The organism is Bacillus atrophaeus, from assembly GCF_001584335.1.
GTDB lineage: Bacteria > Bacillota > Bacilli > Bacillales > Bacillaceae > Bacillus > Bacillus atrophaeus.
This window is the reverse complement of sequence record NZ_LSBB01000023.1, coordinates 70,337-95,108: the sequence shown is the minus strand read 5'-3', so window position 1 is coordinate 95,108 and position 24,772 is coordinate 70,337. Positions and strand designations below refer to the sequence as shown.

Sequence of the window (24,772 nt, the reverse complement as noted above, 5' to 3'; positions counted from 1 at the left end):
AATTGAACTTTGAAACGGTAATCGGACTTGAAGTCCATGTTGAGTTAAAAACGAAATCTAAAATTTTCTCAAGCTCTCCAACGCCGTTCGGCGCAGCGGCAAATACGCAGACAAGCGTCATCGACCTTGGCTATCCGGGCGTTTTGCCTGTTTTAAATAAAGAAGCGGTTGAATTCGCGATGAAAGCGGCAATGGCGCTGAACTGCGAAATTGCAACAGATACGAAGTTTGACCGGAAAAACTATTTCTATCCTGACAACCCGAAGGCCTATCAAATTTCTCAATTTGACAAGCCGATCGGCGAGAACGGCTGGATTGAAATCGAAGTCGGCGGCAAAACGAAAAAAATCGGCATTACCCGCCTTCACCTGGAGGAAGATGCAGGGAAGCTGACGCATACAGGCGATGGCTATTCACTTGTAGACTATAACCGCCAGGGAACACCGCTTGTCGAAATCGTTTCTGAGCCGGACATTCGCACACCGGAAGAAGCGTACGCTTATCTTGAAAAGCTAAAATCTATCATTCAATATACCGGCGTATCAGACTGTAAAATGGAAGAAGGCTCACTGCGCTGTGACGCCAACATTTCCCTTCGTCCGATCGGCCAAGAGCAATTCGGAACGAAAACCGAGCTGAAAAACCTGAACTCCTTCGCGTTTGTCCAAAAAGGACTTGAGCACGAAGAAATCCGCCAAGAACAAGTCTTGCTTTCAGGCGGTGTGATTCAGCAGGAAACACGCCGTTATGATGAATCGACTAAGAAAACCATCTTGATGCGTGTAAAAGAAGGTTCAGATGATTACCGTTACTTCCCTGAGCCTGACCTTGTCGAGCTTTATATTGATGAAGATTGGAAACAGCGTGTAAAAGAAAGCATTCCTGAGCTCCCGGATGAACGCCGCAAGCGTTATATCGACGAACTCGGCCTTCCGGCGTATGATGCCAAGGTTCTTACGCTGACGAAGGAAATGTCCGATTTCTTCGAAGAAACGGTTGCCAAAGGCGCGGAAGCAAAACAAGCGTCAAACTGGCTGATGGGAGAAGTGTCAGCCTATCTGAACGCGGAACAAAAAGAGCTTGCCGATGTCGCGCTTACGCCTGAAGGGCTTGCGGGCATGATTCAATTAATTGAAAAAGGCACGATTTCTTCCAAGATTGCGAAGAAAGTGTTTAAAGAATTGATTGAAAAAGGCGGCGACGCAGAGAAGATCGTCAAAGAAAAAGGCCTTGTGCAAATTTCTGACGAAGGCGCGCTTCTCAAGCTTGTCACTGAAGCGTTAGACAATAATCCTCAGTCTATCGAGGATTTCAAAAACGGGAAAGACCGCGCGATCGGTTTCCTCGTCGGCCAAATCATGAAAGCGTCAAAAGGCCAGGCGAACCCGCCAATGGTAAACAAAATTTTGCTTGCCGAAATTAAAAAACGATAAAAAAAAAGCCGCCTGTGATGGGCGGCTTTTTTTATTTATGACCAGCATTCAGAGATATAGCCGGAAATGATTGAGTGAAGCTGTGCAATTTCTTCGTCATTGCTTGCCGTTAAATTAGAAAGCATTCCTTTAATAATCGGTTTGCGGGGTTCTTCTTTAGAGAATTCCTCTTCTAAGACCTCGAGTGAAATCATTAGATCATCAGACCATTCTCCGTTTTCCTTTACTTTCCGTATTTCTTTCAGAACTTGCTCCGTGTCCGTTGGTATGACGCGAAAGATCTCTTCGGGAAGAATCGGTTTCTTACCTGATTGAACAAGCCCATAAATGAGGTCATCCAGCCTATCCATAATAAACTGCGAAAGATGTTCAAAATCAAGCTTGATTTGTTCATTAAAAATCAAAAGATTAATATATGAGTTCACAATACCTTGAGCCATTATGGATATATCCGATAAAAACGGTGCAATACGATCTCCATAAGAGGAAACGAGAGCCATGCGATATTGTTTATTGAACTCTATGTTTGCGTTATGGAAGTATTGCTTCAGTTTCTGATTTTCAGGAATGACGTTTTCGCTTAACAGTAAAACAATGAAATCCCGATGTTCAAGAAATTCTTGTAATTGATGCGTAATTTGTTTTTTAAAGATTTCTTTAGGCGGTAAATGGTGATGTTTTTCCTTTATCTTTTGCATATTGTCCATGGACATGCTGATGTAATATTCACAGGCAGACAGAAGAAGCGCTTCTTTCGATTTAAAATGTAAATAAAACGCGCCTTTTGATATTCCGCATTCACTGGCTATTTCCTGTATCGTTGTTGAAGAAAACCCTTTTTTTGCAAACAGGTGAATGCCGGTTTTAATGATTTTCTCTTTTTTTTCATTCATGACGTGCTTCCCCTTAATCCTTGAAATATTTAGAAAAATTTCTGTCTTTTTGGTTGACGATGTTGCGCTATACCGTTTAGTATTATATAGAATGACCAGTCAGTCAATAAAAATGTAATGGAGGATACGATGAACCACATTATTAACTTTATACTTAAGAACAAATTCGCAGTTTGGCTGATGACCATTATTGTGACTGTGGCAGGCCTTTATGCGGGTTTGAATATGAAACAAGAATCCATTCCTGACGTTAACATGCCTTACCTTACAATAAGTACTACATATCCCGGTGCCACCCCAAGCCAAGTGGCTGATGAGGTGACAAAGCCGATTGAGCAAGCGGTGCAAAATGTAGACGGAGTGAGCGTTGTCACGTCCACTTCGTATGAAAATGCATCCTCAGTCATGATTGAATATGACTATGAGAAGGATATGGACAAAGCCAAAACAGAGGCTGCTGAAGCGTTAGAGAACGCCAGCCTTCCTGATGATGCGAAGGACCCGGAAATTTCACGCTACAGCATGAATTCATTTCCTATCCTTACGCTCAGTGTATCAAGCGACAAAGATTCACTTGAAGACCTGACGAAAAAGGTGGAAAACGGCCTTGTTCCTAAACTTGAAGGCACTGAAGGCGTTGCTTCCGTGCAAGTTTCCGGACAGCAGGTTGAAGAAGTTGAATTCTCTTTTAAAGAAGACAAACTGAAAGATTACGGCCTTGATGAAGATACAGTCAAGCAAGTGATCCAAGGTTCTGACGTTACGACGCCGCTTGGTCTGTACACGTTCGGAAAGCAAGAAAAATCAGTTGTCGTAAGCGGCGATATTGAATCAATTAAAGATTTAAAGAATATGAGAATCCCGACCGCTTCTGCAAGCTCTGGCAGTGCATCTTCTGCAGCGGCAAGTTCAAGCAGCGCCTCATCCGCAGCGGCAGCCCAGAGCGCACAAGCGGCTTCCCAAGCACAGCAAAGCGCAAGCACAGATGTGCCGACGGTTAAGCTCTCTGACATTGCTGATATTAAAGATGTAAGAAAAGCGGAATCTATTTCCCGCACAAATGGAAAAGACAGTATCGGGATCAACATCATCAAAGCTAATGATGCGAATACTGTAGAGGTTGCCGACCAGATCAAAGATGAACTGAAGCAGTACAAAAAAGACAATAAAGGTTTCCAATACAGTTCAACACTTGATATGGCAGAACCGATTACAGAATCAGTCGATACAATGTTAAGCAAAGCGGTATTCGGTGCGATTTTTGCGATTGTGATTATCCTCTTATTCTTGAGAGATATTAAATCAACGCTAATTTCTGTCGTTTCGATTCCATTATCACTATTAATCGCGCTTCTTGCGCTGAATCAGCTTGATATTACATTAAATATTATGACCCTTGGTGCGATGACGGTTGCGATCGGACGGGTTGTCGATGATTCCATCGTTGTGATCGAGAACATCTACCGCCGCATGAGGCTCAAGGACGAACCGTTACGCGGAAAAGCCTTGGTTCGTGAAGCGACAAAAGAAATGTTTAAACCGATTATGTCATCAACAATTGTGACAATTGCGGTATTCCTGCCGCTCGCATTGGTAGGCGGCCAAATCGGTGAACTGTTTATGCCGTTCGCATTGACGATCGTATTTGCGCTTGCCGCATCCCTGTTGATTTCGATCACGCTTGTGCCGATGCTCGCACACAGCCTGTTCAAAAAATCGTTATCAGGAGCTCCGGTGAAGGCGAAGGAACATAAGCCGGGCAGACTGGCAAACTTCTATAAAAAAGTCCTGAACTGGTCATTGAGCCACAAATGGATTACGTCTATCATTGCTGTTCTGATGTTGCTCGGAAGTTTGTTCCTCGTACCGTTAATCGGGGCCAGCTACCTGCCTTCAGACTCAGAAAAAACAATGCAGATCACTTACAGCCCTGAGCCTGGTGAAACAAAAAGTGAAGCAGAAGATGAAGCAGAAAAGGCTGAAAAAATCCTATTAGATCGCAAACATGTGGATACGGTTCAATATTCATTGGGCTCTGAAAATCCACTGGCCGGCGGAAATTCAAATGGTGCGTTGTTCTATGTGAAGTATGAAGATGATACTCCTGCTTTTGATAAAGAGAAGGATAACGTGCTCAAAGAAATTAAGAAACAATCCGACCGGGGAGAATGGAAATCACAGGATTTCAGTTCATCCGGAAATAACAATGAATTAACCTATTATGTGTACGGAGATTCAGAGAGTGATATTAAAGGCACTGTAAAAGACATTGAAAAGATCATGAAAGATCAAAAAGATCTTAAAAACGTAAATTCAGGCCTTTCCAGCACATATGATGAGTACACATTTGTGGCCGACCAAGAGAAGTTAAGCAAACTGGGATTAACAGCTTCCCAAATTTCTCAAGCGTTAATGTCAGAAACATCACAGGCTCCGCTGACAACTGTCAAAAAAGACGGTAAAGAGCTTGATGTCAACATTAAAACAGAAAAAGACGAGTATAAGAGCGTCAAAGATTTAGAAAATAAAAAGATAACATCAGCCACCGGCAAAGAAGTGAAGATCGGCGATGTGGCAAAAGTAAAAGAAGGCACAACATCTGATACAGTCTCCAAACGGGACGGCAAGGTATATGCGGATGTGACAGGAGAAGTAACATCAGATAATGTCACAAGCATTTCTGCGGCTGTGCAAAAGAAAGTTGATAAGCTTGAGCTGCCTGATAATGTATCAGTTGATACAGGCGGGGTTTCGGCAGATATTGCTGATTCCTTTACGAAGCTTGGTTTAGCGATGCTTGCTGCCATTGCGATCGTGTATCTTGTACTGGTGATTACGTTCGGCGGAGCATTGGCGCCGTTTGCGATTCTGTTCTCACTGCCGTTTACAGTAATCGGCGCATTAGTCGGTCTGTATGTATCCGGAGAGACAATCAGTCTGAACGCGATGATCGGTATGCTGATGCTGATCGGTATCGTTGTCACAAACGCAATTGTCTTAATTGACCGGGTGATTCATAAGGAAGCGGAAGGATTATCTACGAGAGAAGCGCTCTTGGAAGCGGGCTCTACACGACTCCGTCCGATCCTGATGACAGCCATCGCGACAATCGGGGCTTTGATTCCGTTGGCGCTTGGATTCGAAGGCGGAAGCCAGGTCATCTCAAAAGGCCTCGGCGTTACCGTTATCGGCGGTTTAATCAGTTCGACCCTTCTTACACTTCTGATCGTGCCGATTGTATATGAAGTATTGGCGAAGTTCCGACGGAAAAAGCCGGGCATGGAAGAAGAGTAAGATCATAAAAAAAGTCTTAGCTCCTGATAGGGGGGCTGGGGCTTTTTTTACGTATCGGCCCATTTTCTTCTGCCAAATCCTGTTCATTTTGTTGCGATTTTTATAACTCATAGTATAATTAAAGGTTGTTAGTGTAAAAATGGATCGGATACTCTTAAGTAGGATGATGAGATAATGAAACGTGCGCGAATTATATACAATCCGACTTCGGGACGGGAGCTTTTTAAGAAAAATCTTGCCCAGGTCCTTCAAAAATTTGAACAAGCCGGCTATGAAACCTCCACCCATGCCACGACATGCGCGGGAGACGCGACCCATGCCGCAAAAGAAGCGGCGCTGCGGGAATTTGACCTGATTATCGCGGCAGGCGGGGACGGAACGATTAACGAGGTCGTTAACGGACTGGCGCCATTAGACCGCCGCCCGACACTCGGCATCATTCCAGTCGGCACAACAAACGACTTTGCCAGAGCGCTCGGCATACCGAGAGAAGATATTTTGAAAGCGGCGGACACCGTCATTGAAGGCGTGGCCCGCCCGATTGATATCGGACTTGTCAACGGACAGTATTTCATTAATATTGCCGGCGGAGGGCGATTGACCGAATTATCGTATGATGTTCCGAGCAAACTGAAAACAATGCTCGGCCAGCTTGCTTATTATTTAAAAGGGATGGAAATGCTGCCTTCGCTTCGTCCGACAGAAGTCGAGATTGAATATGACGGCAAGCTGTTTCATGGCGAAATCATGCTGTTCTTAGTCACGCTGACAAACTCAGTCGGCGGCTTTGAAAAGCTTGCCCCAGATTCCAGCCTGAATGACGGAATGTTTGACCTGATTATATTAAAGAAAGCCAACCTCGCAGAATTTATCAGAGTCGCAAGTTTGGCGCTCCGCGGCGAGCACATTAATGATCAGCATATTATTTATACGAAAGCGAACCGCGTCAAAATCAATGTATCTGAAAAGATGCAGCTCAATTTGGACGGCGAATACGGCGGGATGCTGCCGGGCGAATTCGTGAATTTGTACCGCCACATCCACGTGGTCATGCCGAAAGAGAAAGCGGAACAGCTGGATGATTAAAACTTGGTCTCTAGGCGGCCAAGTTTTTCTTGCTTATTAGAAGAGGTGAACATATATGAAAATGAAACCCCCAGTAGAAAAAAACGAATACTACGACGTGACATTTGAGGATTTGACCCACGAAGGAGCGGGCGTCGCAAAGGTGCAGGGCTTCCCGATCTTCGTGCCAAACGCCCTGCCGGAGGAAAAAGCCCAAATCAAAGTCACGCGCGTCAAAAAAGGCTTTGCCTTCGGCCGCCTGATCGAGTTGAAGGAAGAAAGCCCGCACAGAACCGACGCCCCATGCCTGATCTACAAACAATGCGGCGGCTGCCAGCTCCAGCACATGACCTACGAAGGCCAGCTCTTGTTTAAACAGAAACAAGTCAAAGACGTCTTAGAACGGATCGGCAAGCTGGACCTGTCCAACGTCACCGTGCACCCGACACTCGGCATGGAAGACCCTTGGAACTACAGAAACAAAGCACAGGTGCCGGTAGGAGAACGGGAAGGCGGACTCGTCGCCGGATTCTATCAGCAGCGCAGCCATGATATCATCGACATGAGCGCCTGCCTGATCCAGCAATCCAAAAACGACGAAGCCGTCCAAGCCGTCAAAAACATTTGCGCAACATACGGTGTCAAATCCTACAACGAAGAACGCCACAAAGGCTGGCTACGCCATATCATGGTCAGATACGGTGTCGTTACAGGTGAAATGATGATCGTCTTCATCACAAGAACAAACGACTTCCCGCACAAAGCGAAAATCATCGAAGACATCACAGCAGCGTTCCCGCACGTCAAATCAATCGTGCAAAACATCAATCCAAACAAAACAAACGTCATCTTCGGCAACGAAACAAACGTCATCTGGGGAGAAGAATACATCTATGACCTCATCGGAGACATCAAATTCGCCATCTCCGCCAGATCGTTCTACCAGGTCAACCCGGAGCAGACAAAAGTGCTGTACGACAAAGCGCTAGAGTATGCTCAGCTGAAAGGCGAAGAAACGGTGATTGACGCCTATTGCGGCATCGGCACGATTTCATTGTTTTTGGCGAAGCAGGCGAAAAAAGTGTACGGCGTAGAGATTGTGCCGGAAGCAATTGAGGATGCGAAAAGAAACGCTGAGCTGAACGGCATCACAAACGCAGAGTTCGCGGTTGGAGAAGCGGAGACTGTGATTCCAAAGTGGTATGAAGAAGGAATTACGGCCGATACGCTAGTCGTCGACCCGCCGAGAAAAGGCTGCGACGAAGCCCTCCTGCGCACGATTGTGGAGATGAAACCGAAGCGGGTGGTGTATGTGTCCTGTAATCCTGGCACGCTGGCGAGGGATTTGCGGGTGCTTGAGGATGGCGGGTATGCGACGCATGAAGTGCAGCCTGTGGATATGTTTCCGCATACGAATCATGTGGAGTGTGTGGCTGTGCTGGAACTTAGAAAAGGCAACTAACCTCTTTGTGGGGGTTGCTTTTTTTAATTGTTAAAGAAAAGGCTTAAGTTTCCATGTTTTTCTTTAGCAATTTTATATTTAAATCACTAATTTCTGATATATGCCATTCAAGTGAGGTCATCATTTTGTGGATTTCGAACAGAAGTTTATCAACATCTTGAACATTGTTAAGATCAATGTGTTTACTCTTCTTTAGAAGTTTGTCCATATCGGTTAATAATACAGATAAATCATTTAGATTGTCTTGTTGTTCTTTGAATTCTTCAACAGGCAGTATATTTGTTTGACCATTGTTATTTATTTTTTCTAAGAGGTTTACAATTTCTCTTAATTGGTTATACATTGCTTCCACCCATCTTGTTTTTTAAATCTTTTATTCTGTTTAATTCGTAGTGGCAGTGATAATCATAAACTTTGTCCATCGATATAAAAAACGTCAGAGCCCCTTTTAGAGTTTTACACCTTCTTTTTTACATCAGACGAGTTAATAGACTTTATCAGGGGCAAACGCAGCGATAACTCAGACCTATACCATTTTTACTTTCAGTATAGAAATGGCAGGTATGTAGAGGTTCGTGATCTAGAGTATAACGTCTCTAAATTCTATGACAGGTGGACGTTGGTTTCAGATTTAATTTAATAAATATCTTAATAAGAGGCATTTAGAGGTATACCCTTTGAATGTCTCTTTTCTGTATTACTACGGCAATGTTCCCATCTAATATCTTGATAATATTGTAAAAATGTGCAGGGTATGAGATATTTAAAGAGAGTAAGGTTTCCAACCTAGTGACCTCATGAGGTGTTCTAATCAATGGTACATATCTATGTATCTATAGTGATTCCTACGGGAATATTCCATCCAAACCATCGGAGACCTTACTCACTCTATTTAAGAGGTGAATACATTGGTACAAGCAACTGAAACAAGGGAAAAAAACAGTGAAACAAGTGATGCTGGAATAGGTGAAGAACCAAAAATGGTTTTTGATGAAACTACCCAGCCTGATATTGAAAAGAATACCGAAGAAGAAAAAAGCACTGGAAGCATAGATAGTGTTCTTTTAAGTGAGGTCAGAAGGTTATTTCAAAATAAAAGTAATTCGGAAAATCAAGATTCCAAAGTTTTAAATGAAATTAAAGAGTTATTGATTGAATTAACCACTGAGGAAAGTTCAGATAAGGAAAAAGGTCTCTTAGCTGAAATAACATATTTTAAAGATCATAGAGTATGGGTTACAAAGAAAACTAGGATGGAATCAGAGGCACGCATGAATAATAACAACATTTTTTCACTATTCGTTGTTAATTTTTATACCTTAATTGTATTGTCCTTATCCATTTTAGGGCTTGTAATTACTGATCAAGGAATAATTGATAGGATATCAGTTCTAACAGTGATTTCCTCAGTAGCTTTATTTGGAATATCACTTTTTGTTTCCTTATACGGTTATAAAGAAAAGGCAATTTCCTATAAGCAATGTTACTTAGATTTAACAAGAATTGAAAGTCAATGTCAGGATCTTATACTCCAGGATTTAGGTTATGAAAATAGACTAACTAAGTTTAACGAAATTAAAAAAGAGTACAATCATATCTTAGAAAAAACTGATAATCATAGCTTTGCAGACCGATTAGTTTATTTAAGAAACAACAAAAAGTTAAACTCACTTGATGATCAAATAGCCTATTATAAGTATAAATTTGTTAAAGGTATTATAAAATTTTCATTATTCATTATTCCGATTGTTGCACTAATAATATTGTTTGTATGGAAGTGAAATGTAAATGTCATTACCAGCTTATAAACATTTTAAAGTACTATATAAAACAGAAAATTTAAAAGACCTGTATGAGAAAACAATACATTATAATACTGTCTCTGGAATAGATAGAATGGTAAAGAGAGTATTCGACAAAAAAGTGGATTTACATTTAGGTATAATTAACAGAAAAGTCTTTAATGGTACATACAAATATACAGCATATAGGGAAAAGTTATTTATCAAATCTAAAAGTAGCTTTCCTAGAGTAATATCTATTCCGACTATTAGAGATAAAATAGTTCTTAAAGGACTACACAAAATAATTCAAGAATCGTTTTCAATTGAACAACCATTGGTTCAAACAGTAATTGGAGACATGAAAAACGAGTTAAAGAACTTTGACTCGTTTATTAAAATCGACATAAAGAACTTTTACGATAATATAAATCATAGTAATTTAGACAAGAAATTATCTAAAAAGATTAGAACACCTCTCGTATAGAATTTAATTTTAAATGCAATTAGAACGCCAACAGTATCCAAAAATCATTCAAAAGAGGACAGCTTATATTCAAACTGTGTAGGTGTCCCGCAAGGATTGTCTATTTCAAATGTTTTAGCAGAAGTATATTTTCAAGATATGGACAAAAAATACAAAATGAAAAAAAGATTACGATATTACAGATATGTTGATGATATCCTGATTTTATGTAATGTAAAAGATATACCTAATATCAAAAATGATATCTTTAAGGAAATTGAAGAAGAACATAAATTGAAATTGAATAAAGGGAAATGTAGTGAGGGAAGATTAGACCTTGTTGGCTATGATTTTTTAGGTTATAGAATTGAAAAGTTAAAGTCAACAGGAGATATTGGTTTAACTATAAAGAAGTCTACAAAATTAAAGTTTGAAAAATCTATTGTTGACATGTTTTCTCGATACAGTCATTCAAATAATATTTCACCGAGAGAGTTTATTTTTTATTTGAACAACAAGATAACTGGTTCAATTAGTAATAAAGTAAATGGAACTTCCGAGAAAGAAAAAAAGTATGGTTGGGTTTTCTTCTATTCCCAAATAGACGATATAAATGTTTTTTATCACTTTGATTGGTTTGTGAAAAAAATGATCGACGACTTTAAACTTAAACAGAATTTTAAGGGGTTAGAGATAAAAAATTTCGTAAAGACCTATTATGAAATCATTTACAATAGATCAAGGACTAAATATATCCATCGCCCTGATATCCTTTCAATTGATGAAAAAAGATTCTTATTGATAGATACGTTTAATGTAAAAGAAAGATCTCTTAAAACTGATGATCAAATAGAACGATTCTATTATGCAAAGGTTTATAAACCAATAAAATTGTTAGAACAGGATGTTCAAGATTTCTCGTGACTATAAATTATCGATCTCATATATTGGGGTCGTTTTTTTATTACAAAAATCAAAACTCACCACATTTGTTTGAGGGGGGGTTCATACAGAATAACAAGGCTGGTTTTCAATCATTCAAAATAAAAGGGGGGTAGGGGGTCTAAAAATTACCCTATAGGGGTCCCTAAAAACAGCCTAATAGAAACACACCTCACTATTAGCACAGCACCTATATAGCACTACCTCTATAAGGCACACACAGCCACTATAGATAGTAGGTAACAGCAAGGGGGGCATATAGAGACACATAGGAAGGCACACAGGCACAGCCACAGCACACATGGCAAGGAAAGGACAAGGACAGGACACGAGGCAAGGACAAGACAACAGAACGAAAGAAGAACAGGGACTAACCACACTATAGAAAGATCAGTTACTATAGATCAATGGCAATCTATAAGGGCACAAGGGGGTATATAGGGAGAGGCAGGGGGTCTGTCGGGGGTCGTCTGGTATATGGATAATATACACACCGTTGTGAAAACATTTGATGGAAGTTTATGGAAAGTTGTGGTTAAGGAAATAGTGATCTATATAAAGTAAAGTAGCTTCAAAAATTTTTCGGCAATTTTCTATAGCTTTTTCATACACAAAAAAAGGACAACAATTAGTTATCCTTCTAGAGTTTTATATCTATCCCAATCTGTAAGCATAATGTGTAAAAAGTCATCTTTAGTACACTCAGTTTGGCTATATCCTAAATCTTTTCTTATTAAAACTATTAGTTCAGCTAGAATAATTATTACCTGTTTTGCTTCATATTGAGGAGTGTCAACGGTTAAAGAATACTTGCGCCATTCCACGAATTTCTTTACAGTTTCGTCTGAGGCGAAAAAGAATAATTTTGTTCCTAAGTCTAACATTTTTTTGTTATGTTCTTTTTGTATTCTCTTGTCTGAACCTAATTTTCTTACATAGTCCTTGTCCGTTAAGCTGATTAACAGAACTTCGACTAACTTAGAAAATTCTTGTGTTTTATGAATATGTAGCTGAGATTCGTTTATCTTCATTAACTCTAAATCTGTTGTTAATTGATTCCTAAACTCTTCTAACTGTTTATTTAGATCGAGTTCAAAAGCCTTTAGATTCTTAGCATGTACTTGGTCTGGTAACTTCTTCACATATGTATATAGAAACCAGCCAGCGAACAACAAAGCTAATTGAAATATAGCAAGTAAAATATCCAAATATTATGCCCCCTTTTTACTCATTATACCATTCAATTAAAATAGCAAAAGCAGCGATTCCCTTTTATGCCGATTTTTCAATACCATTTTAGGCACAAAAAAAGAGGACAAAAGGTATTTAAACCCTTGACCTTCATTGTCCTGATTCCATCTATTAAAAATTATCCCCAAATACAGAACAACTAATTATGTAAATTTTATCAATACTGAAATTTAATAGGAAGGGGTTGAGAGACCGCAAAAAAATTTTTCGGTGCAGTCCGCAAAAGGGAGTTTGGGTGTTTCGCGTTATATTTGTTTTTGTGGAGGTTAGCCAATCTCAATTTTTGAATTTGGGATTGCGGTTATTACGACTTACCAGTTTCATCATGCTATTTTAACAGCTTTTCTGTTTTATGCATTTCCATGAGCATAGGATTTCATGTAGTCGTTAGCTGATTCTAGAGATGCTTTTGTCAAAGTTCTAATTTGTTGTTTATTTTAGAAAAGCCTTCTTCGAATTGTGCCTCGGATGAATGTTGGATAAAGTCTTTCGCGTCTTCGTATCTTTTTAATAGGGTCTATGATTCTGTTAATTATTTTTTAATCATTTCATGGTTATTTGGATTTGATTAGCAACTCATCCTTAAGATAGGGTGCTCCTGTTTTGATTAACCAGATAAAGAGTTCTAGCTGGTCGTGAAATAAAATTAGTTCTACAGTTATTTATATTAACATTTTATTAGCCTTTAGAAATGATATCTTATTTTCAACCTTCATTACCTTACTAGAACCTCTTTTTAGTTTAATCAAGTTCTTTATTCCTATATATATATAGGATATAATTGTTTTAAATATATATTATTACCAAAGAATGCATATGCATCGGGAGGAACAGAATGACAGCCCATCATATAACAAAGTACTTCAGAGATAGCGTAGCTGCGGATCTGAAAATCAACTTCAAAAACATACTTTTCACGATAACTGATTTAAATAGTATTTATAAAGGCAAACTTAAGAAAGAGGATTTTCAAACCCTATCAAATCGTCAGGGAGATAAATTAAATATTATCATTATTGCAAAGACGATTAAAACAATTTTTAATGGCCAGCAAAAGGTTGATGTGAATCAAGAGGAAATGAGCGGGATTCTATATATTCCAGCGATTTTATCTTCTAGTGGTGTGCTTTATCCATCTGAAGATAAATATCCATGGATTCCGAGAGAACATCTTTATCCTATTATTGATCAAGACTTGGCTGTTGGTCACTTAGATGAGTTCGATGAATTTATGAGCAATCATTTTCAAAGATTGAAAAGAAATCTGAATTGGAATGATTATGTTGGTTTTGCAAAAGATATGTATGAGACTGTAACAGATACTGAATTTACCTCTCTCTCAGTAAAAGGTATTGAACTGGAACAAAACGTTTATGTTATCAAGGATAATGTGATAAATGCTACGGGACATATTTTAAAATTGTATGATCATCTTTTAGCAAACCAGACGAATCACCTTCCTCTTTACAATCGTTTTATCAAACAACAAGCTGAAACTATAACTCCTCTTATCCCAAATGGGCTTTCGGAAATGAAAATGCACGTTGGGCAGATGGGTGGAGAGTACCCTTTATCTCCGTCTCAAAGGGAATGTCTAAACCATTTTAATCACATGGAAGAGGGGGATATTCTTGCTGTTAATGGCCCTCCGGGTACAGGGAAAACCACATTACTCCAATCATTAGTAGCAAATTTATATGTACAAAAGGCGTTAAAGAAGACAGAACCGCCTCTCATTGTCGCCTCATCAACAAATAATCAGGCTGTGACAAATATCATTGAATCATTTAGTCAAATTAAACCCATATGGCAAACTACTAATTTAGAATGCAGATGGATTGAAGGAGTAAGCAGTTTTGCCGTTTATTTTCCATCAGTAACGAAAGAGAAAGAGGCAAAGGAAAAAGGGTTTCAATATACAAATTCAAAAGGAGAGAACTTTTTTGACGAGGTAGAAAGTGAAGAGAATGTAGAGCGTTCAACAAAAAAGATGATAGATGAATGTAACCGTTATTTTGGAACACATCATACAAACATAGGACAGTGCGAGCGATCAATTTGGAATCGATTATCAACGATAGAAAAGGTTAGACAAAAGTTATTATCAATATTCCAAGAATATGAACGTATTGCGCCTCAAAAAGGATCTATCGATACATACCATAATTATTTATTAGATGAAAAAAGAAAAGCTGAAGAATCATTTCAAACAATACAAGCTAGAATCGAAGAGTGGACTGTTCATTTTTCTAAAATACCTCTTGTTGTTCGATGTTTTTCCTTTCTGCCTTTCATTAAAAGGAAAATCCAAAGTCATGTTCGTTATTTTATAGGGCAAAATGAAAGTTTTCTAAATGAATCAATGAGCGTTGACGATATTGTCTCTATTTATAACCTTAAAGCCCAAGAGACAAGAGAAAAGATGCAACAAATAGATAACGTTTATCAATCCATCAGTAAATTAAATCAAAGATATAATAACATGATAAACAGTCTAGACAAAATGCAAATTTCTGTACATGAGCATAAAACAGTACACTCTTTAGATAATATGAACGAAAGATTAGATATAAGCATTAAATATGCTTCATTTTGGCTGGCGATTCATTATTTTGAATGCAGGTGGCTAAGGGAGAAAAGACTGACTGAGAAGCAGAAAGGGAAAAATTTCAAAAATGTTCTGAAGCAGTTCCATTTAAATATGAGGATGCTGGCGCCCTGTTTTGTCATGACGTTCTATCAGCTACCTAAATTTTCTCTTGCCTATGATAATGGAAAAGAACACTTTATGTATAATGACATCGATTTATTAATCGTTGACGAAGCTGGACAAGTTACTCCTGAGATTGCAGCATGCTCTTTTTCGCTTGCGAAACGGGCGGTCGTCGTTGGTGATGTTCATCAAATCGAACCCGTATGGAATATCAATCAGTCGTTAGACGTATCATTAGCTCTATCAAATTGTGTTATAGAAACAATCGAGGAGTTTGATAGGCTTCGCGAGCTTGGGCTAAATACATCAGAATCAAGCGTTATGAGAGTAGCATGTAAAAGCAGTAAATATGAAAAATATAAAGAACGTGGTCTGTTTTTAAGTGAACATAGACGCTGTTACGACGAAATCATTGATTATTGCAACAAGCTAGTATACAAAGGGAACCTTGAACCAATGAGAGGTAAGGCAAGTAATGATGAGAAAAACCGAATTAATCGCTTATTAATCCCGCCTTTTGGTCACATACAAGTTGATTCTAACCATTCTAGCAAGAAAGCAGGGAGCCGTTATAATAAAGTAGAGGCCGAGGCAATTGCAGGGTGGATTAACCGGAATTTTAATGATATCTGTAACGCCTATAAAGGAGAAAATCAGAAAAGTCTAATTGGAATTATTACCCCGTTTAAAATGCAAGTTGGGATTATTAAACAAGCATTATCTCCTGCGGTAAAAAAATATGTTGATGTAGGAACAGTTCATACATTTCAAGGCGGAGAAAGAAAAATCATCATCATGTCCACAGTTTATGGGAAAAATGATGGGTGTTTCTTTATAGATGCTAATAAAAGCCTTTTAAATGTTGCTGTATCGCGCGCAAAGGATAGCTTTATAATCATGGGAGATATCAATTGTTTATCGGATAGTGTTAGTAAGCCTAGCGGGTTATTAAAGAGAATGCTTTTGGAATATAATATTGTTCATGCTTAGAAATAGGAAGTTTTTTATAATTTATTCCAGGGAAACCATTATTACTTGTAAAAAAGATTCTAAAAAACTCGAAATGTTTTTTAGAATCTTTTTCGTTTTAAATAATGTAATCTTAACCTTTTAGCTTCAATAGATACAGTTTCAGCAATCTTTTGATATAATTCCCCCATTTTCTGAGTTTCCAATTAGATTAACCCCTAACTTCGATTCGATGATGGCATTATTTAATATTTAGATAATCTTTAACATCTGTACGTAAAAAACTACATTGTTTCATTTAATTATCTGATTGTTCATTTAGATATTGTTCAAGGAACTTTCTGCTGCTCTCGCTTATTGGCGTAATTCCCAAGTGCTTATATTCCCAAATTACTTGTCGCTCAGTATCAGTATATTTTGAAGCGAGTACATCTTCATAATCATAATCAATTGAGAACTCCCCATTTCTTTCTAAATTTAGTGTGAGGTTAGTCCAAATATCTGAGGATTGCTTTTTAAATTCATCTCTTAATTCATCAAATAAATCTTGCAGGTCTAGTAGCATATTTTTGTAAATTCGATTACTTACTTGAAAATGTTCTGGAATATCGTGTGAATAAATATATTCTTCATCTTCTTGTGTATTGAAGAAAAAATAAACTTCTCTTGAGTCATCCAAAATTTCGGCATATAGAGTAACCCTCATCCATTCGGTTGGAATCATATCATTTATTTTTTCAGCAATCTTTTGATAAAGTTGTTCCATTTTTGTAGTTTCCACTTTCATCAGCCTCCAATTTGGTTTCTAATTGTTATACTCTTTGTTCTTTCTTCTCCAATTTTATATGTTATATCAAATAAAGTGGGTCTTAACGAATCGCTCTCATAAACATTTTCAATTGTGACCCTAACCTTTTTTGGAGGCTCTTCTTTAAGCGCCTGCGACCATGCCTGTTCTAACTTATACCATTTCCCGCCGCTCCTATTAATCTGAGAATTCATCGGCACAATATTGTCGAACTGGCCTGAGCCTTTGAATTGAGTGGCGATTAAATGGCCTCCGTCGTCATCTGTCAGCCGGTCTGGTTTACCTGCTTTAGACTGTGCATATTGGTTACGTTTTGCTTCTCCTAACTGCAAGTCTGCTTTGACACTTGTAATTCTACCATAGTTGTCTGTGGTATACGTGTAGCCCTCTTTTGTTTTATATTCGACATTCGGCTTCAATACTTTCTTTCTGCTCCATTTCGCGTAATGCTCGCCATATTTGACAGTAACCGGCGGCACAACTGGTGCTGGTGTTCGTCTTCCGCTTGCAGAAGTTCCGTACGGTTTCGGAAGGATGACCTTGGCGAATTTCTGCAGTCCCTCTTTAAGCGTGACCCCGTTGACTGCGTTGTAAGGAACGCCTGCCGGCACTAAGTCGTGACGGGGATGATAGGGGAGAATATCCGCAAGTGTGAGATCTCCGATTTGATTTAACTTGGTTTTGACATGTTTTTTTGATACTTCGATGCCTGTGTTTGCTTTTTGTTTGATATGATCAATGGTTTGTTTTGAGACTGTTATGGCTTTTTGAGCTTTTGCTGATTTGCTTGCTGCAGTTTTGACTTTGGTCGTTACTTTGGCGGCTGTGCCTGTTTTTGAGACGGCGCCTACGCCTTTTGTGCCGACAACTGATGTGACAACAGTGCCAACCGCATATGACACCCATCTTGCTCTTGAGTAGGTGTCACCATTCACCATGTCTTTTTGGTATGATTCTTCGATTGCCGCTGAAATGGCTTCATACGTTTTGATCGGGTGAGCCACAGCTCCTGTAATGGCTTCAACGGTTCCTCCCGGATCTGTGACCATATCCCACAGACCTGTAACCGCGTCTTTTCCTGAATCATAAAGACCGACGGCAACCCCTTTGAAGCCTGCTTCAAGCTCACGCGTGTTTTCAATTTGGGTGAAGTATCTTTGCTGTTCTGCTGTCAGGTTTTCATAGCCGATTGTTTTTGCCATCGAGTAGAATTCATCGGCATCTGCATAATCGTAGTTTTTCAGTCTTTTTTTCAGTTTTTCAATCTCGCGTTCCTTCGCTTCCTCTTTCTTAATCTTCAAGTAAGCTTCGGTCCGCTTTTCAATATCGCCTTTTTTCTTATGTATGTCACTCTCGCGATACGCCTTGGCATTGTAATGAATCGGTGTGGCGTTTTTGCCTTTGCCCGTTGATTCCTGCAGCTTTTGAAAGTCTGCTTTGATGAATTGCTCATTTGGTTCTGACAGGGCGTATTCTGTCAGCAGGTCATCGTCCAGAGCGTCTAGCTTTTCGAGTGTTTTTTTGCGTTTGTCATTGGCATCGCCCAACTCGTCTTTGAAGGTTTCTGTTGAAAACAGATCGAGCGGGAGGATGTCGTCGATATCATTCAGAATGTCTTTCATGGCTTTTTTCTGTTCGGACATGATGGATCTTGACTTTGTATAGGCGTTTGCCAGCTCGTGTTCTAAAAAGGATCCTTCTATGTAAGCGTCTGACAGGTCTTTATCTTCGGCTTTTCCGGCGGCGCTGTTGAAAAAAGCGATTTTCATGTCGATGTAGTCGATCCATTGGTCGGTGACGCCAACGTGGTCGTGGTAAAATGCTTTGATGTTGGTGGCGCCTTTTCCTGAGAACGCGCTGTCGTCAAGATCGGCTACGCCTTTTAACGCTTTTCTCAAGTTCACCATTTGGGTTCTTAATTGTTTGTATTCTTTTGCGCGGTCTTCGGCTTCTGACATGAGTGTTTTGGCATCTAAGACTTTCATGACCATTTCCCTTCTTTTTGCATTCAATATCTAAATTTTACCACGCGTCGGGAGGGAAGTCGCTGTGAGAAAGGGTTTTATCGGAAAAATAAGACTTTAGAACCGTGACTTTATGTGTGGATTCCTTTCAATATGTTTTTTGATATATCAATTAAAAAGGGGAAAAGCTAGATTAGAAAAAGGATTTTTTAATAATAAATATATCAGATGAGGAACTTCAATTGAGAAGTTTCTTTCTTATTGACTGCATGTTATTACATAAATTTACAAACTGTGATATGATGATTATACAGATTATTTAGAATTCTCAAAAGAAAAGAGGGCTTGGGTATGAGCAAGGTCGCTTCTGAGGTTGTCGGCGGTGTTTTAAATGAACTTCATTTAGCCATAAAAAAGCATGACATTGAAAAAGCGGAAAGTCTCTTTGAGCAAGCGAAAGCTACCTTCGATGAGATGGAAGAGAATCAGGATGTGCTGATCTACTTCTCATTGCTTGAGGAAAGGTATCGGATGATGCTTTTTGATGCGAGGGGGAAGCGGCTGCCGGACAGATCTTATTTTGATGATTCACAATCCAAATGTATTGAACAAACAGATGATATGATTGATTACTATTTTTATTTTTTTGAGGCGATGCATGAAGCCTATAATAAAAACTTTGAGCGGGCAATCAGTCTTTATAAAGTTGCAGAGAAAAAAATAGTCAAGATTCCTGACAAGATTGAAGCGGCAGAGTTTTATTTCAAAGTGTCTTGGCTGTATATGTCTCTGCGGCAAAGTGTGGTGTCCCTCAATTATGCGAAAGATGCCATGAATATTTATAAGGTGCATGAGGGTACAAAAAGAAGCTGGCGGTTTCCCTCGTTGTGATGGCTACAAATTATATGCACATGAACCGGTTTCAAGAGGCAGAAGAGTATTTCACACAGTCAATTGAGATCTCAAAAGAGATTGAGGATTTATTTCTAGAGGCTATGCTTCACCATAATATCAGTATTCTTTATTCAAACTCTGGCAGGTCTATTGATTGTATACAAGCAGTTCAGCAGGCATTGAGTCATGACGAATGGTGTGAGTCAAGCTATTATATAAATTCTCTTTATATGCTGACGAGAGAATTTTTCAAAATCGGGGAGAAAAATAAAGCCCTATTCTATTATAAAAAAGGACAAGAAGAACTGGATAAGAACGGTAATAAGATATATGAAAAGAAAATAAATATGATATATAACCTATACTGTCGTGACACCTCAGAAAGCTTTCCAGCATGCAAAAATGATATCCATTCTTTAAATAAACTGAATGACCTTGACGGCGTTCATGACCTTTCTTTGCTGATATCCAGCCATTATGAGTATAAGGGAGACTACAAGGAAGCGCTAGAGTTTGCTAAAATGGCAATGATAGCCGAAAACAAAATGAGATCATTGGGGAGTGAGATGTAATGAAAAAAGTCATTCTTTGCTTATCTTTAACAGCTATGGTCTTAGGCGGTGCTGCTTATTCTCAAAGCCACAATATGGTGTCTGCAGATTTTAAAGCGGCAGAACTGCCTGTTGGAGGTTAATGTGGCGGAAGTCCTTTAGGGGCTTCTTTTTTGGTTTTGAGATTAATAGCTTAGAGTGGTTTGGACGCGCTATACATAATATTCTATAAGTTTTCCTTTAGTTGGGAGGTAAGTTCATGACAACCATGGGACTTTGCATTTTGTTATTATCTGCATTTATTCATGCGACATGGAACTATTTATCCAAAAAAGCTAATGGAGGAGTTCCGTTCATATGGCTGTTTACTGCGATTGCAACTGTTTTTTATACACCTTTAGCGATAGGAATTATTTTATATCAAAGGCCGCATATCGGCTTGATCCAAATTGTTTTTATTATTGCGAGCATTATCGCTCACTTAGGTTTTTTCCTTGTTCTTCAAAAAGGATACAAGATAGGGGACCTTTCCTTTGTTTATCCTATTGCAAGAGGTACAGGGCCTCTCATTACGTGCATATTAGCTGTTGTTATTTTTAACGAGAAGCCTACGGTATTTACCTTTATAGGGACATTTTTAATCTTGATCAGTATTCTGTTTTTCACCGGAGGAATAGATAAGCTTAAGCAAACGAACTCTCTTGCACCAATACTTTACAGCTTAGCTGTCGGAGTCATTATTGCAGGCTATACCCTTTTGGATAAAGGAGCGGTCAGTAATTTTCTTATCCCGCCTTTATTATTAGATTTTTGTAATACAGTTGGCCGTTTAATCATATTAACGCCTTTTGCTGTTAAAAATTGGGGGGAGGTTACATTTGAATGGAAACATCATCGCCGGGAAGCTGCGGGAGTAGGGGTATTTAACTCCTTGGCATATATTTTAGCGTTGAGTGTCATGGTTTTTGCTCCCGTCAGTCATGTGGCCCCAATTCGAGAAATAAGTATTTTAATCGGAACAATTATGGGATCTGTCCTTCTTTCTGAGGGGTTTGGGAAGTTAAGAGTGATAGCTGCAACCTTTATGGTGCTGGGGGTCATTTCGGTTGCGATAGGTTAATTATTAGTAAGAGCTGCCTTAAATGTCGAGCTGGTTAAGAAAGAAAATGCTTTTGGAACATTCCCGGGTTGATGTTGTGAGGAGAGGTTCTCCATTGTTTGCTGCGATATATTATAAAAATAAAAGAAGGGCTTCATTTTTTATGAGAGTAAATAAAAATTTCTTTTTAAGGAGACAATTTGTGGTTGTGGAAAAGCTGGAAGGCCGGACGGTTTCATCCTTTATCGGTCAGCCGCCTTCTGTGCTGCAAAGTCTTGGAGAGGGATTGGCAAGAATTCATGTGAACCAAAAAAGGTATGCCGGCAATCCATCGGGAACATTTCGAGTGGAGCTTTCCGATTTCCATCAGCATGTGATCACCGGTATGAAGCAAATCGTGTCCTCATTTTATGCTGATCATCATCAAATCGCAGCGATACTGCCTGATATCATTGGCGGGTTAAAAGAGCTGCCTGCTCCTGATTCTTCGTCTTTTGTATTAATCGACATAGATCCTTCACAATTTCTTTCTGACGGCCGTACCATCACAGGGTTAGTGGATACCGAAGCTTATGTAATAGCACCTAGAGCATTTGATTTTATCGGTCTGGAGTACATTCTTGATGAAGCGTCAGCGGCTGAGTTTTCAATAGGATATGAGAAAGTTATGCCGCTTCCCGATTTAACATTCGTTCGGCTTCCGTATCGTTATTTATATCGTCTATTATCTGTTCAAGGCAGTGTGGATTTGGATGAATGGTTAGAGTATAAAACGCTGTTTTAATGGCTTGCTTTCAGAAGCTGTGAAAATCTGTTTTTGAAGCTTTTGACAAGATGAAAAAACAATTTCTTCCCTTCTCCTTGTTTTCAAAATTTGGAATTGATAAAATATGACATATAAAGACAAGCAGGGAGGGAAGCGGGTGAATCAAACCATACCATCTTCACATGTTGGTGTTAAGATTAATGAATGGTACAAGATGATTCGTCAATTCAGTATTCCGGATGCTGAGATTTTGAAAGCGGAAGTCGAGCAGGAAATTCAGCAGATGGAAGAGGACCAGGATTTGCTGATCTATTATTCTCTTATGTGTTTTCGGCATCAAATGATGTTAGACTATTTGGAACCAGTTGATAAGTATTTACACCGGCCTACAACGACAGAGCTGTTAAAGAAAATCGAAACCTCACAGAAAAAACTATCCGGGATGCTCCACTATTATTCCTTCCTTTTTCGCGGCATGTATGAATTCAGTAAAAAAGAATATTTGAAAGCAATAGGATTCTATCGGGAAGCGGAACAGCAGCTGTTCCATATTACCGATGATATTGAACAAGCCGAATTTCATTTCAAATTGGCAGAAGCGTATTACGGGATGAAGCAGTCCCATGTCTCGATGCATCATGTGTCAAAGGCTTTAGAGATTTATAATCAATATGAGCTTTACAAAGTCCGCAAAGTTCAGTGTTTATTTGTTATAGCGGGAAACTATGAGGACTTTAAATGTTATGACAAATGCTTGCCCCATCTGGAAAAAGCTTTAGAGCTCTCTAATGAGTTGCAAAATGCTAGATTGATTAGTTCCGCTTTGTATAACATAGGAAAGTGCTATGGTGAGATGGAGAACTTTGAGAAGGCAGAGAAATATATAGAAAAATCTGTGCGAATTTCAGATCAAGCTAAATTAAATAATCTCCCGCATTCTATGTTCACACTGGCCAAATATTTATTTAAACAGGGAAAAAGCAAATGCGCAGCAGAGGTAAGTAACAAAGGATTAGCAATTGCTTTGCAGCAAGGCGACGGACTGTTTGTATCATTACAACAGTATTTAAAAGCGCTTTATATTGATGCGATTGATCAGTCTGGCGTTAAAAACACAATTCAATATCTTGAAAAGCGAAAAAATTATTCTTATGTAGAGGATATTGCTCTAGATACAGCGACCGTTTTTGCAAAGGCAAACGAATTTGAACAGTCTCATTTTTATTATCAAAAAATGATAGAAACTCAAAATCAAATTCAAAGGGGAGAATGTCTTTATGAAATTTAAAAAGAGTGTTGCACTTGTTATTGCCGCTGTTATGTTGAGTGTGGGAATTGGTTTTAGTTCAATGAATACGGCAGAACAGAGCTCTATTCATAATGATTCGGACCGAAATCAAACATAAAGAAAAACGGTTTACGTTCAGACACGAATTCAATTTTAATTTCCCCTTAAAAGGGGATTTTTTTGTTACCTTTCTGCTGTGTGTTTGTATTCTATAGGCGGATAGGAATTATGTTTGAAATAATAATCAGTGCGGATAATCGGATTCCTTCTATTTCTAACCTCTTACACTCGAAACAACCAAACCGTTTGAGGTATAATGGATAAAGTGAATAACTATCATCCAGATTGATATATATGAAAGAGAGTGGAACATAATGGGCCGTAAGTGGAACAATATTAAAGAAAAGAAGGCGTCTAAGGACGCGAATACGAGTCGGGTTTATGCGAAGTTTGGTCGGGAGATTTATGTAGCCGCCAAGCAGGGGGAGCCGGATCCGGAATCGAACCAGGCGTTAAAAGTTGTGCTTGAGCGTGCGAAAACATACAGTGTGCCGAAAACGATTATTGACCGTGCGATTGAAAAAGCGAAGGGCGGTTCGGAGGAGAATTATGACGAGCTTCGTTATGAAGGCTTCGGGCCGAACGGGTCAATGGTGATTGTTGACGCGCTGACGAATAATGTGAACCGGACGGCGCCTGAGGTGCGTGCGGCATTTGGTAAAAACGGCGGGAACATGGGCGTGAGCGGTTCTGTCGCTTATATGTTTGATGCGACGGCTGTTATCGGCGTGGAAGGCAAAACGGCTGATGAAGCGCTTGAAATCCTGATGGAAGCGGATGTTGATGTCCGTGACATTTTGGAAGAAGAAGAAGCGGTGATTGTGTATGCGGAGCCTGACCAATTCCATGCTGTGCAGGAAGCGTTTAAGAATGCGGGCGTTACTGACTTCACCGTGGCGGAGCTGACCATGCTTGCACAAAATGACATTACATTGCCGGAAGACGCACAAGCCCAATTCGAGAAATTAATTGATGTGTTAGAAGATTTAGAGGATGTTCAGCAGGTGTACCATAACGTAGACCTTGGTGAATAATAAGAAAGGCAGACCTGATCGGGACTGACGCCATTTTTG

17 protein-coding genes and 2 pseudogenes are annotated in these 24,772 nt (G+C 39.3%); 14 read left to right on the top strand and 5 right to left on the bottom strand.

Translation table 11 applies throughout. The features are described from left to right. The first annotated feature begins 2 nt into the window (after window positions 1-2). Complete coding sequence (gatB, locus tag AXI57_RS19795) at window positions 3-1,433, top strand: Asp-tRNA(Asn)/Glu-tRNA(Gln) amidotransferase subunit GatB (protein ID WP_003328438.1); 1,431 nt, start codon at window positions 3-5, stop codon at window positions 1,431-1,433. Between the two features lie 35 nt (window positions 1,434-1,468). Here gatB and AXI57_RS19790 read toward each other — a convergent pair whose 3' ends face one another. After that, complete coding sequence (locus AXI57_RS19790) at window positions 1,469-2,326, bottom strand: TetR/AcrR family transcriptional regulator (RefSeq protein WP_061671066.1); 858 nt, start codon at window positions 2,324-2,326, stop codon at window positions 1,469-1,471. Window positions 2,327-2,455: 129 nt separating this feature from the next. Here AXI57_RS19790 and AXI57_RS19785 point away from each other — a divergent pair, with 129 nt between their 5' ends. The 3 genes from AXI57_RS19785 (at window position 2,456) to rlmD (ending at window position 8,147) form a co-directional block, all read left to right on the top strand. After that, entirely contained in the window at window positions 2,456-5,620 is a 3,165-nt protein-coding gene (locus tag AXI57_RS19785; protein ID WP_061671065.1) for an efflux RND transporter permease subunit, read from the top strand. Between the two features lie 174 nt (window positions 5,621-5,794). Further along, window positions 5,795-6,706, top strand: coding sequence for a diacylglycerol kinase (locus AXI57_RS19780; protein ID WP_003328434.1), 912 nt, complete (start codon window positions 5,795-5,797; stop codon window positions 6,704-6,706). A 55-nt stretch (window positions 6,707-6,761) separates the two neighbouring features. After that, window positions 6,762-8,147: a 23S rRNA (uracil(1939)-C(5))-methyltransferase RlmD gene (rlmD, locus tag AXI57_RS19775; protein WP_061671064.1), complete on the top strand. Its 1,386-nt coding sequence runs from the start codon at window positions 6,762-6,764 to the stop codon at window positions 8,145-8,147. Between the two features lie 43 nt (window positions 8,148-8,190). Here the strand turns inward: rlmD and AXI57_RS19770 are convergent, their stop codons facing one another. Then, a complete protein-coding gene (locus tag AXI57_RS19770; protein ID WP_061671063.1) occupies window positions 8,191-8,490 on the bottom strand; it encodes a hypothetical protein in 300 nt (99 codons plus the stop codon). 565 nt (window positions 8,491-9,055) lie between these two features. Here AXI57_RS19770 and AXI57_RS19765 point away from each other — a divergent pair. Continuing rightward, window positions 9,056-9,928, top strand: coding sequence for an SLATT domain-containing protein (locus AXI57_RS19765; RefSeq protein WP_061671062.1), 873 nt, complete (start codon window positions 9,056-9,058; stop codon window positions 9,926-9,928). A 7-nt stretch (window positions 9,929-9,935) separates the two neighbouring features. Then, a pseudogene (locus AXI57_RS22245) lies at window positions 9,936-11,318 on the top strand (reverse transcriptase domain-containing protein). Between the two features lie 650 nt (window positions 11,319-11,968). Here the strand turns inward: AXI57_RS22245 and AXI57_RS19750 are convergent. Then, window positions 11,969-12,544 (bottom strand): hypothetical protein, encoded by a 576-nt coding sequence (locus AXI57_RS19750; RefSeq protein ID WP_061671059.1) that lies wholly within the window; start codon window positions 12,542-12,544, stop codon window positions 11,969-11,971. Between the two features lie 878 nt (window positions 12,545-13,422). Between AXI57_RS19750 and AXI57_RS19745 the strand changes: the two genes are divergently transcribed. After that, a complete protein-coding gene (locus tag AXI57_RS19745; protein WP_061671058.1) occupies window positions 13,423-16,290 on the top strand; it encodes an AAA domain-containing protein in 2,868 nt (955 codons plus the stop codon). Between the two features lie 277 nt (window positions 16,291-16,567). Here the strand turns inward: AXI57_RS19745 and AXI57_RS19740 are convergent, their stop codons facing one another. Both AXI57_RS19740 and AXI57_RS19735 read right to left on the bottom strand, forming a co-directional pair. Next, window positions 16,568-17,050: an antitoxin YezG family protein gene (locus AXI57_RS19740; RefSeq protein WP_061671165.1), complete on the bottom strand. Its 483-nt coding sequence runs from the start codon at window positions 17,048-17,050 to the stop codon at window positions 16,568-16,570. 5 nt (window positions 17,051-17,055) lie between these two features. Continuing rightward, window positions 17,056-19,062, bottom strand: coding sequence for a T7SS effector LXG polymorphic toxin (locus tag AXI57_RS19735; RefSeq protein WP_061671057.1), 2,007 nt, complete (start codon window positions 19,060-19,062; stop codon window positions 17,056-17,058). Between the two features lie 330 nt (window positions 19,063-19,392). Here AXI57_RS19735 and AXI57_RS22580 point away from each other — a divergent pair. From AXI57_RS22580 to AXI57_RS19705, 7 genes and pseudogenes are all read left to right on the top strand, one after another. Continuing rightward, window positions 19,393-20,507: pseudogene (locus AXI57_RS22580) on the top strand (response regulator aspartate phosphatase). Beyond that, window positions 20,507-20,629: a PhrK family phosphatase-inhibitory pheromone gene (locus AXI57_RS19725; protein ID WP_003328418.1), complete on the top strand. Its 123-nt coding sequence runs from the start codon at window positions 20,507-20,509 to the stop codon at window positions 20,627-20,629. The pseudogene AXI57_RS22580 and the gene AXI57_RS19725 overlap by 1 nt, the downstream one beginning before the upstream one ends. A 116-nt stretch (window positions 20,630-20,745) precedes the next feature. Then, window positions 20,746-21,606, top strand: coding sequence for a DMT family transporter (locus AXI57_RS19720; protein ID WP_003328417.1), 861 nt, complete (start codon window positions 20,746-20,748; stop codon window positions 21,604-21,606). A 181-nt stretch (window positions 21,607-21,787) separates the two neighbouring features. Next, a complete protein-coding gene (locus AXI57_RS19715; RefSeq protein ID WP_238380213.1) occupies window positions 21,788-22,369 on the top strand; it encodes a nitrate reductase in 582 nt (193 codons plus the stop codon). A 139-nt stretch (window positions 22,370-22,508) separates the two neighbouring features. Beyond that, window positions 22,509-23,639, top strand: a complete 1,131-nt coding sequence (locus tag AXI57_RS19710) for a response regulator aspartate phosphatase (protein WP_003328411.1) — start codon at window positions 22,509-22,511, stop codon at window positions 23,637-23,639. Next, a complete protein-coding gene (locus AXI57_RS22335) occupies window positions 23,629-23,757 on the top strand; it encodes a hypothetical protein (RefSeq protein ID WP_003328410.1) in 129 nt (42 codons plus the stop codon). The genes AXI57_RS19710 and AXI57_RS22335 overlap by 11 nt, the downstream gene beginning before the upstream one ends. Before the next feature lie 256 nt (window positions 23,758-24,013). After that, entirely contained in the window at window positions 24,014-24,733 is a 720-nt protein-coding gene (locus tag AXI57_RS19705) for a YebC/PmpR family DNA-binding transcriptional regulator (RefSeq protein ID WP_061671056.1), read from the top strand. Window positions 24,734-24,772 lie beyond the last annotated feature (39 nt).